Below are 8,504 nucleotides of genomic sequence, written 5' to 3'. Positions count from 1 at the left end.
GTTGTAGAGATTTTTAGACTGCCAAGATCAATTATCTATCTCAGCCCAAAATCTATGTCCTTTCTTGATAATGTGTCTTTCGGCTACTAACATTATTGTCCGTTGTCTTTTAACTCAGCGTCGGGTTTTGAAGGGTTGTCATCCGTTATGATAATTGTACCAGAAGGCAATTGATAACCTGTTAAATTTCCTTGTTTCCACCATCTCCAAGCCGTTCGATAACTTATTGCTGCTTTTTTTGCCTAGTCTGATAGTTTCATGTCTATATATTACAATGCCTGACTATATCTGACTATATTTGTATTGAAACTTTACAATACTATAGCGGTTCTCACACTATGTGGCACAGTTAAACCTTTGCTGATAAAGCTTTTTAACATCGATAATGTACCTCTTGCGAACAGGAAACGCTATAAATCCAGTTATTAAAGACTGATTATTTATTCTCCGTTTTGCATGAGTGCCTGTCCTAATATGTAGCCCATACTCAACGGATTTAGGATCACATTACCGTGCGCTCTTATCGAAAAAATCAATCATTGCCCGAAGAAGATCAAACCAGAGGATGATAGAAAAGTTAGAATTACCCTTGCAACTATGACCCTAGATATTATCCCCGAAGGGGAAGAACGCAAAGTGGAAGCTGTCAGTAGTGCCGCCATTGATGGTGCGCCGATCGCCTATATTGTCGTCTTAGCGGCCATTGTCACTACTCTTTCTTTTATTCCCTTCTCCATTGTCCTCGCTTCTGGCGGTAGTATGCCCCTCAGTCAAGCGGTTTTTCCCCTCTTGGGTTGGTTACTCGGCCCGATCGCTGGAGCGATCGCTAGTGGCATTGGGTCCTTAATTGGGGCTTTCCTTGCCCCCTACACGGCAGGAATTCCCGCTATTTCGGTCTTTGGGGCAATTATAGCCAGTTTTGTGGCGGGAACAATGGTTTTAGGCAAAAAACGCCGTTATTGGTGGTTAGGATTGACGTTAATTTTTCTGATTCCCCTGTTTATCTACGCTAACCGGGCGATCGGACTGAACGGCATTTCGCCACGAGTCTTTATTGCTGGGGCTTTCGTCGATTGGTCGGCTTTGGTATTATTTATCCTACCAACCCGGACTCTGTTTACCCATTGGATCAAAGGTAGCAATTTTGTCCTAGTAGCGGCGGGAATTTTTGGGGGGACTTGGACCGCCAGCGGCCTCTCCCATTTAGGGGCCGTCGCCATTACCTACTCGATTTTTAACTGGCCCGAAGAAGTCTGGATCGCTTTAATTGGGATCGTTCCCATAGAAAATCTGATTCGTTCCCTCGTCGGTATGGTGATCGGTTGTGGTGTGATTGCCGGTTTACGGGCGATCGGTCTGGTCAAATCACGAGAGGCGATCTACTAGACCTCTTGTAAAAATCAAAAATTGTTGTTAGGGTTAGGAGTCAGGAGCCGGTCGTCGGGAGTCAGGAGAAGAAAAAAGACAAGAGACGACTAGACTATCCATAAAACCTAAGATTATGTCGAATTTATCCGAGCTTTTAGATATTGTGACCCAATAGCGGCTCGATAACTTATTTTTGCAGGAGGTCTACTGAAATGGGAATACAGCAGTTATCTTAAATGGTGACATAGGAGGTTTTCCTTTTGGGGTGTGGGGTGTGGGGTGTCGGGACGGACGCAAGGGCAAGAATTGCCGCGTTGCGTCCAACCCCCCACCGAAAAAAAAGAGAACTAGCGTTTAAGCCAACTCATCATTGCCCGCAGATCTTGGCCGACTTCTTCGATCGAATGTTCTGCTTCTTGACGACGCATAGAGGTGAAACCCGGTTTACCTGCTTGATTTTCGAGGACAAACTCTCGGGCAAATTGTCCCGATTGAATTTCCCCGAGGATTTTCCGCATTTCGGTCTTAGTCGCTTCCGTCACCACCCGCGGACCGCGAGTATAGTCACCGTACTCGGCTGTATTGGAAATACTATCGCGCATTTTAGCTAAACCGCCCTCGACGATCAGATCGACGATCAGTTTCACCTCGTGTAAACACTCAAAATAGGCTAATTCGGGCTGATAACCAGCTTCCACGAGGGTTTCAAAGCCAGCTTTAATTAAAGCACTTAAACCGCCGCATAATACTGCCTGTTCGCCAAAAAGGTCCGTTTCTGTTTCCTCGCGGAAAGTGGTTTCCAAAACCCCGGCCCGAGTGCCACCGATACCTTTAGCGTAGGCCATTGCCCGATCGCGTGCTTGGCCGGTAGCATCTTGATAGACGGCGAATAAACAGGGGACCCCTTGACCTTGTTCGTAGGTACGACGGACGAGATGGCCCGGTCCTTTGGGGGCAACCATAACCACATCGACATTATCCGGGGGAACCACTTGACCGAAATGAATATTAAAGCCGTGGGCAAAAGACAAAACCTTGCCTGGGCTTAAATTCGGGGCAATTTCGTGGAGATAAATCGTTTTCTGCACTTCATCCGGTAAGAGGATCATGATCCAGTCGGCAATTTTAGCGGCTTGGGCCACATCATAAACCGGAATACCGGCTTCTTTGGCTTTGATGGCCGATTTACTGCCGGGATATAGACCAACAATCACATTAACGCCACTATCCTTGAGATTTAATGCGTGGGCATGACCCTGGGAACCATAACCAATAATAGCGATCGTTTTTCCCGCTAATAAATCTAAATTGGCATCCTCATCATAGTACATTCGTGCCATGGAACTCGCTCCTTAACTTCTTTTGTCACTGTGCAAACTCCTAATTATACGGGAAAATCACGCCCGTCAGAAGCATAAGAGCGCCGGTTTCCTGGAGTCAGGAAAAAATATTGTCTAGAAAAATTGCAATTTTCTCTAGAGAATTGGGTATTCTAACTAGGCTTGGCTGAATAAATCTAAAAACCTTGTTGGATAAGGTTTTTAGACTTTTCAAAAAGTGCCGACCATGGGAGTGATGGGGGGGAAAATTCCGGGACTTTTTCCCTGAAAATTAGGTAATTGACCACCTGAAAATGGGTAAAACCCCACACCCCACACCCTGTGGCACCAGGAAAAACTTTTTGCCGCAAACCCTAACTAGGCTTGGCTGGCTTGATCTAGTGGAGCAGAAAAAAAAGGGGGGGGTAATGGCCAATTTTTGGCTTGGACTTGGTTCTTTCACCAAAATTGATTACAATATCACCATCAATAAGCACTTCCTCTCCTCTCACCCAGTTAAGATTAACCTAGATCTGAACACGGATAATCGGGTTAGTATTTAGGGACGAAATAGCTTCTCTCCTTCTCGATTTTTACCTTTTCTGGGTAATTTACCCAGTCAGGATCGTTGATAGACTGATTTACTGCCTTGATCGGGACTAAATGAAATCAGGTCAAAAAATTGTTTGCTTTGTTAATCACTAATTCTCTTAGATCTGCCCAGGAAAATCTATGGTAAGTTTTTTTAAAAAGCTATTGACAAAAAAACCTCAAGGTGTTGGGTTAGAGATCACCCCGGAGCGTATTAACATAGCTCAGATCGCCAAACAGGGACAAAATTATAAATTAGTTAAATGTTGTTGGTCGGATATCCCGGAAGGCATCTTTGAGGAGGGAAAAATCGTCGATTCCCCCGCTTTAGCGGAATTAATCCAAGAATTCCTCAAGGAAAATAAAATTAACAGCAAACGAGTCGCTACTGGTGTGCCGATGCGCGAGTCAATGATCCGGATGATCCCCATTCCCTCGGAATTGGACGATCAGGAATTGCGAAATCTGGTCTTAAATCATGAGGCTAGTTTATACCTTCCCTATCCTCGCGAGGAAGTGGATCTCGACTACCAAAAACTAGGCTACTTTCAGGATGAAGACGGGATCGAAAAAGTACAAGTATTATTAGTTGCTACTCGTCGGGAGATTACCGATGCCTATATGGAAACCTTCCAACAGGCAGGATTACAGGTAGATGTGCTAGAAATTAATAGTTTTGCCCTAATTCGGACGATTCGCGAGCATTTGCGACAGTTTAGTTCCAATGAAGCCGCCGTTATTGTTGATATAGAATTTGATAACACGGAAATTGCCATCGTGGTGGACGGCGTTCCCCAATTTTCCCGCACTGTCCCCATCGGCACTTTCCAGCTACAAAATGCCCTCTCCAGGGCGATGAATTTGCCCACCTCCCGCAGTCCTGAGATTCTTTTGGGGATGACAATTCCGATTACTGCCTTTGATAGTCTTAGCACCAATACCGGCACTTCTGGGGCCCCTACTAACGCTGGGATGACGGCACTGATGCGCGTTTTAGGGGAATTAACCGATGAGTTACGGCGATCGATTAATTTCTATCTTAACCAAAGTGATGAACTGGAAATCGTCCAATTACTTTTAGCAGGTCCCGGGGGCGGTTTAGCGCAACTAGACGAATACTTTACTCAACGTCTCAGCGTCCCCACCATGGCAATCGATCCGATCGCATCACTGAACTTAGATACAACTCAAGAGATTCCTAATACCGAAAGACCGGGATTAGGAACAGTTCTCGGTTTAGGATTACGGGAGGTATAGACAAAAATTATGTATAGTCTTGACGTTAATTTTCTTAAGGATCGCCATCTTAGCCAAACGGGGAAAGGAACCCCCGCGGCCAAGATTTCCACCGCTATTAACCTGCGTAAACAAACACCCCTGTTGATCGGTGTGGGAGTGGGGGCCGGATTATTAGCACTGACGGGATTACTCGGTTTAAGCGTCGGTTGGCAAACCAGCGAAACTCAGGCCCTAATTCAGCAACTGGACGGGGAATTAGGTCAACTGCAAGCCCAAAGCAAAAAGCTAGAAGACCTGAGAGCGCAATTAACGGCAGTAGAAGGAGAAAATCAATCTCTGGTAACTGTATTCAATCAGATTAGGCCTTGGTCAGCCATTCTTCAAGAAATTCGCCAACAAACTCCCCCTAGCGTCCAGCTAACCAGTGTGCAGCAGGTGGAGGTTCCCGCTGCCCCAGATCAAGGGCAACCGAATCGGGCTACTCAGTTAAAAATCAGTGGTTTTGCCAGTAGTTACGAAGCAGTCAATGATTATCTTTTAACCCTGCAAGCTTCCCCTTTTTTACAGGGTAAGAAAACGGTGATCGAAAGTGCTGCCCTGGCCGATTTGCCCGTACAGGTGGCTAATCAGTACAAGAATATTAGTGTGAGTTTCCCGCAAGCGGTTCAATTTGTGATCACCGCCCAATTAAGTGATACTCCCGCTACTCAACAACTGCTCAATCTTACCCGGAATGGAGCACTCGGAGTTATCACTAGGATTAATACTCTCAAACGCCAAGGAGCCATTCAACCATGACCTTTACCGAAGAATTTGAAGATCGCGAATTTGAGGAATTTGAGGAGTATCCTATCGCTTTCGGGATAACTTTTACTCCCCGCAATAGTGGCATCGCTGCCGCTGTGCTAGGTTTACTTGGCTCTTTCTATCTGCTTTTTAACTGGGTGATGCCTGCTTATAATGCCTTGCAACAGTTGCAAAACGATGCAGCCGGCAAACAACAACAGATAGATCAACAAAAAAGCGGTCTCGGACCGGCCGAATTACCAAAAATTGAGAGTCAGTTGCAACAAAAAGAGGCAACTAAACAGCAAATTCTCGCGCTTTTCGCTCAAGAAAAGAACTTAAGCACAATTCTCTTAGATATTAGCAAGATCTTTAAGTCTCGCAATGTTAAGCTGATTAGTTTCCAACCCCAAGGACCAGAACCAGTGGTGGTTTCCGATGGTTCCCTCGGTAGCGCGGTTAATAATAAGCTCAAACGTCAAACTCTTAACGTCAAGATCGAAGGGAACTATGCTAACACTCAAGAGGTTATTCGGGATTTAGAAAGATTACAGCCGCTCATTTTGCTCAACAGTCTCAATACCCAGATGGAAAAGGAAGGATCGGCGGTTAAAGTGGTTAGTACTGGCAACAATAAAGCCACTATCGTTCCCCAAGGCGATAAACCCGTTACTACCACCTTTCTTCTCGATGTGATTATTCCTCTCAGTGCCGCCGAATTAGCGAAATTAGCACCGCCCCCCCCCGCCGAAGGTCAACCCCCCGCTAGTCCGCCCCAATAATAGTCTTCAATCCAGTGTGAGTGTTTAGTTTTTTGTCCGTTGAATCCCCCAATTGTTGAGGAGTGAAATTAAAGTGAATTCGTCCCGTTATGCCCTGTTTATCCCCCAAATTGCCTCGTTTTTATTGATGGCTCCCCTGAGCGCTTTGGCCGAAACCCCCATTTCCTTCGATGGTTCAGAGTTAAAATCCCATACATCAAAAATTGAATTTTGGCAAGAGTTTAGTCAAGAAAATTTACAAAAAAGACCTAAGAATTTCGTTCCCACCCCCGATGCCGTACAAAAGGAGATCAGCGATCGCATTTTAGCCAGTGAAAAACTGCTCGCCCAAAGTGTGCCCCTTGTCCCCAACCCCGAAATTATCATTCAAGGCGCACCCCAAGCCCCCGGTGTTCCCACCCTACCCCGGGCCGTCGCCCCACCGGTGGGAGATATTGCCATCTCTAACATCGATGCTAGTGCCGAAAAGGTCAAATTCGAGCGGAATATGATTGTACCTCGTGTTTTACTCCGGGAAGCTTCCGCTAGAGAAGTGTTAATGACCCTTGCTAACTATGCCGGTTATAACGTCGTTTTCACCAGCGCCCAGGGGGAAACTAACGCCACCTCTCAGACAGTTTCCTTAGAATTTACTAACGAATCGGTGGAAAACATTTTTAATGCCGTATTGTTAATTTCTGGACTCCAGGCCAACCGTCAGGGTACAACTATCTTTGTTGGGGCGCAATTACCCCAAGGCGCTCGTAATCTGATTAGCCGCACCCTGCGTCTCAACCAAGTTAAATCTGTCGCCGCCGCCACTTTCCTCGCTACCCAAGGGGCAGAATACCAGCGTTTAGTTACCCAAACCGAGGATATCGTCGATCCCCTCACCGGACGAGTCATCGGTCGCCGGGATGTTCCTCCCACCCTAGAGCCACTGGCCCCCCAAGAAACGAAAGGCTCAAAAGCTGCCTTACTTTTAACTGGTTTAAGAGTTGCCGCCGACGAGCGCCTTAATTCTATCAATTTAATCGGCGAGGCGCGGCAAGTCCAGATCGCCACCTCTTTATTAACCCAACTAGATGCCCGTCGCCGTCAGGTGGTGGTTAATGTCAAAGTTATCGATGTTAACCTGCTCAATACAGACCGTTTTAACAGTAGTTTTTCCTTCGGTTTTAACGATGGTTTCTTTGTTCAAGATAACGGGGCGGCAGTGCTGAACTTTGGTAATATGAACCCACCCAATAGCTCAACTGTATCTAAGCCAGGGGCTTTTGCACAGCCGATAGTTCCTTTAAATAATGTTTTCTCTGGGGAGGGAACACCCACTCTAGAACCTTTTTTTGATGTTCAGAATGGTGCGCCTTTTAGCAATATTACTCAAGGGCCATTGGGTAATCCTTTATCTTCAAATTTCGCCGGTTATGCCCGTCCTAATTTTGGAAGATTTAATAACCCTTTTCAACCCGGTGTAACTCAAATTACAGAAGATAGAATAGAATTTACACCACCCGGCCTATTCCAGTATCCTCAAAAATTCCTGATGACCCTGCAAGCGTCAATTCAGACAGGGAATGCCAAAATTCTCACCGATCCCTCGCTGGTAGTGCAGGAAGGTCAACAGGCCACCGTTAAGCTCACCGAGAAAGTGCTAGAAAGTGTCGAGACAAGTGTAGATCCTCTCAGTGGTGTACGCACCACTACCCCCGTCCTGGCCGATGCTGGGTTAACTCTAGCGGTAAACGTCGATCAGGTGGATGATAACGGCTTTATTTCCCTGTCGGTTAGCCCCACTGTTGCCTCTCCGGGATCTCCAATTCGATTTGATAGCGGTGGTCTGACAGTCAACACCCTTACCCCTCTGATTCGTCGGGAATTAACTTCCGGTTTAGTTCGTCTCCGGGATGGACAGAGTTTAATTCTTTCCGGGATTATCCAAGAGCGCCAACAGAGTTCTGAGACAAAAGTGCCGATTTTAGGGGATATTCCCATTTTAGGGGCTTTATTCCGCAGTCGTACCAATCGCAACGAGCGCTCGGAGGTGATTATTCTCCTCACTCCCAAAATCATCGAAGATACGGCCACCTCTACCCTCGGCATCAACTATCAACCGGGCCAAGATGCGGCGGAAATGCTTCAGCGTCAAGGTTTCCCCGTACAACCGCGACAGTAATCATTGACATACTCCCACCGTCAAGCTACTGGTCTGTCAAGATGTTATTGACGGATACAATCTTTTTAACCCACATTCCGCACCCTAAGTGGGGTTTGCGGCAAAAACTTTTTGCCGCAAACCCTATGCGCGGAGATAGGAGTCGTCAATCAGCCAAAAAACTTTGGGGCCAGTTTACCCGGTGTTTACCGACAATGCGCGGTTGCTTACACAGACTTTTGGGAGTCCTATAAGACAGTAATTCCCAGTAAACGTCATCGACCG

The 8,504-nt window shown here is 46.4% G+C and carries 6 protein-coding genes and 1 pseudogene; 6 read left to right on the top strand and 1 reads right to left on the bottom strand.

Annotated elements, in window-relative coordinates:
- Positions 1-597: 597 nt before the first annotated feature.
- The gene (locus IM515_RS03590) at positions 598-1,386 is read left to right on the top strand and encodes an ECF transporter S component (RefSeq protein WP_002766121.1); all 789 of its coding nucleotides are present in this window, start codon (positions 598-600) and stop codon (positions 1,384-1,386) included.
- A 329-nt stretch (positions 1,387-1,715) separates the two neighbouring features.
- Here IM515_RS03590 and ilvC read toward each other — a convergent pair whose 3' ends face one another.
- A complete protein-coding gene (ilvC, locus tag IM515_RS03585) occupies positions 1,716-2,708 on the bottom strand; it encodes a ketol-acid reductoisomerase (protein ID WP_002766122.1) in 993 nt (330 codons plus the stop codon).
- 711 nt (positions 2,709-3,419) lie between these two features.
- Between ilvC and pilM the strand changes: the two genes are divergently transcribed.
- From pilM to IM515_RS03560, 5 genes and pseudogenes are all read left to right on the top strand, one after another.
- Positions 3,420-4,535, top strand: a complete 1,116-nt coding sequence (gene pilM, locus IM515_RS03580) for a type IV pilus assembly protein PilM (protein ID WP_193961305.1) — start codon at positions 3,420-3,422, stop codon at positions 4,533-4,535.
- A 9-nt stretch (positions 4,536-4,544) separates the two neighbouring features.
- On the top strand, positions 4,545-5,315 hold the full coding sequence (locus tag IM515_RS03575) for a PilN domain-containing protein (protein WP_002766124.1): 771 nt from the start codon (positions 4,545-4,547) through the stop codon (positions 5,313-5,315).
- Complete coding sequence (locus IM515_RS03570; RefSeq protein WP_287628236.1) at positions 5,312-6,085, top strand: pilus assembly protein; 774 nt, start codon at positions 5,312-5,314, stop codon at positions 6,083-6,085. Before IM515_RS03575 ends, IM515_RS03570 begins: the two co-directional genes overlap by 4 nt.
- Positions 6,086-6,158: 73 nt before the next feature.
- Complete coding sequence (locus IM515_RS03565) at positions 6,159-8,240, top strand: secretin GspD/PilQ domain-containing protein (protein ID WP_287628237.1); 2,082 nt, start codon at positions 6,159-6,161, stop codon at positions 8,238-8,240.
- A 131-nt stretch (positions 8,241-8,371) separates the two neighbouring features.
- Positions 8,372-8,504, top strand: a pseudogene (locus tag IM515_RS03560) (IS1 family transposase); the annotation flags it as partial.

The organism is Microcystis sp. M44BS1 (assembly GCF_020244875.1).
In the GTDB taxonomy this organism is placed as follows: Bacteria; Cyanobacteriota; Cyanobacteriia; order Cyanobacteriales; family Microcystaceae; genus Microcystis; species Microcystis panniformis.
This window is presented reverse-complemented; position numbering and strand designations above follow the sequence as displayed.

Excerpts from the sequence above, each read along its gene's own strand:
- IM515_RS03590 (WP_002766121.1), top strand. The coding sequence starts at position 598 with ATGACCCTAGATATTATCCCCGAAGGGGAAGAACGCAAAGTGGAAGCT.
- ilvC (WP_002766122.1), bottom strand. The coding sequence starts at position 2,708 with ATGGCACGAATGTACTATGATGAGGATGCCAATTTAGATTTATTAGCG.
- pilM (WP_193961305.1), top strand. The coding sequence starts at position 3,420 with ATGGTAAGTTTTTTTAAAAAGCTATTGACAAAAAAACCTCAAGGTGTT.
- IM515_RS03575 (WP_002766124.1), top strand. The coding sequence starts at position 4,545 with ATGTATAGTCTTGACGTTAATTTTCTTAAGGATCGCCATCTTAGCCAA.
- IM515_RS03570 (WP_287628236.1), top strand. The coding sequence starts at position 5,312 with ATGACCTTTACCGAAGAATTTGAAGATCGCGAATTTGAGGAATTTGAG.